Here is a 1,480-nt window from a genome sequence, read left to right on the forward strand (position 1 = left end):
GGGGGGGGTCGCCCACCTTGTGCCGCCGGTACACTGTACCGGGGGGGTGCACTTTTCCCTGGCGCCCCTGATAAAAACACACCCCCCCCCCCCCCGGCGCGCCCCCCGATCGGGGGGGGGGGGGGCGCCCCCACGCCCTGCGTAGTTCCTCGGCGGCGACGGCCGTGCCCAGCGGGCGGACCTATCGGCGGTCGTCGAAGCATCGCGATCGCCGCTACGACAGCTGAGCCGCGCTCGGGCCCGTCGGGTTGTGCCATGCTCTGGTGATGAACAGCGCCGGTGACCCGGCAGCCGCGCGAGCCGAATTCGATCGGCTCGTCGCTCCGCTGCGCGCGGAGCTGCATGCGCACTGCTACCGGTTCCTCGGATCGGTGCACGACGCCGATGACGCCGTGCAGGAAACGCTGCTGCGCGCCTGGCGATCGCGGCACACGCTCGCCGACGCGCGGAAGCTGCGGCCGTGGTTGTACAAGATCGCGACGAACCGCTGCCTGACCATGATCGAGCGCTGCGGCAAGCAAGAACTGCCGATGGATCACACGGAGACGCCCGCGACCGAGCGGGTGTGGCTCGAACCGTATCCGGGCGCCGGCGCGGGCGCGCCGGGACCGGAAGCCAGGTACACCGCCGGGGAAGCCGTGGAGCTGGCCTTCGTGGCATTGCTCCAGCAGCTGCCCGGGGTGCAGCGCGGCGTGCTGATCCTGCGCGATGTCCTCGGATTCACGGCGAACGAGACCGCCGACCTGCTCGAGGTGAGCGTGGCCTCGGCCAACAGCGCCCTGCAACGCGCCCGCGGGCACATCGCGCGCGGCACCTCGAGTCCGTCGCACGATCCGGACGATCCGAGCACGCGCCGGCTGGCCCAGCGCTATGCCGCCGCGTGGGAGGCCGCGGATGTGGACGCCATCATCGCGCTGTTCGCCGCCGACGCGCGCTACGCCATGCCGCCGCGGCCCGAGTGGTACGCCGGGCCGGTGGCCATCCGGGAATTCCTGGTGACCGGTCCGCTGCGCTGGCGCTGGCGCTTCCTGCCGACGCGGGCCAACGGTCAACCCGCGTTCGGTACGTACAACTGGGACGCCGAGCGCGGACTGTTCGTGGCCATGGCCCTCGACGTGCTGACCGTCCGGGACGGCGCGATCACCGAGGTGGTGTCGTTCCTCGACCCCGCCCTGTTCGGCCGGTTCGGCCTGCCCGAGGCCGTCGGCGACTGATTCGCCGCCCGGCGATTACTCCGGCGCCTGCCCCGGGGTCATATCGGTAGTGGGAGGTTCCCACCGCCGCGGGCCCGGGGGGGGGGGGGGGGGGTGGGGGGGCGGCCAGGGGGGGGGCGGCCCGGCGGGGCGGCCCCCGGTGCGCCCCGGGGGGGGGGCCGGGGGCCCCCCTTTGGTTTTTTGTGGGGGTTTTTTTGTTTTGGGGTGCCTTTTTTGGGGTCTCCCTTCCGGCGCCCGGCCCCTTTGGGGCCGCGGCGGTGGGAACC

General features: G+C 73.1%; 1 protein-coding gene. It reads left to right on the forward strand.

Annotated elements, in window-relative coordinates:
* Window positions 1-266 precede the first annotated feature (266 nt).
* The gene (locus QH270_RS20345) at window positions 267-1,214 is read left to right on the forward strand and encodes an RNA polymerase subunit sigma-70 (protein WP_280344839.1); all 948 of its coding nucleotides are present in this window, start codon (window positions 267-269) and stop codon (window positions 1,212-1,214) included.
* Window positions 1,215-1,480: the final 266 nt, after the last annotated feature.

This window comes from Nocardia neocaledoniensis (genome assembly GCF_029868625.1).
GTDB lineage: Bacteria > Actinomycetota > Actinomycetes > Mycobacteriales > Mycobacteriaceae > Nocardia > Nocardia neocaledoniensis_A.

Coding starts and splice junctions, on each gene's coding strand:
- QH270_RS20345 (WP_280344839.1), top strand. CDS start 267: ATGAACAGCGCCGGTGACCCGGCAGCCGCGCGAGCCGAATTCGATCGG.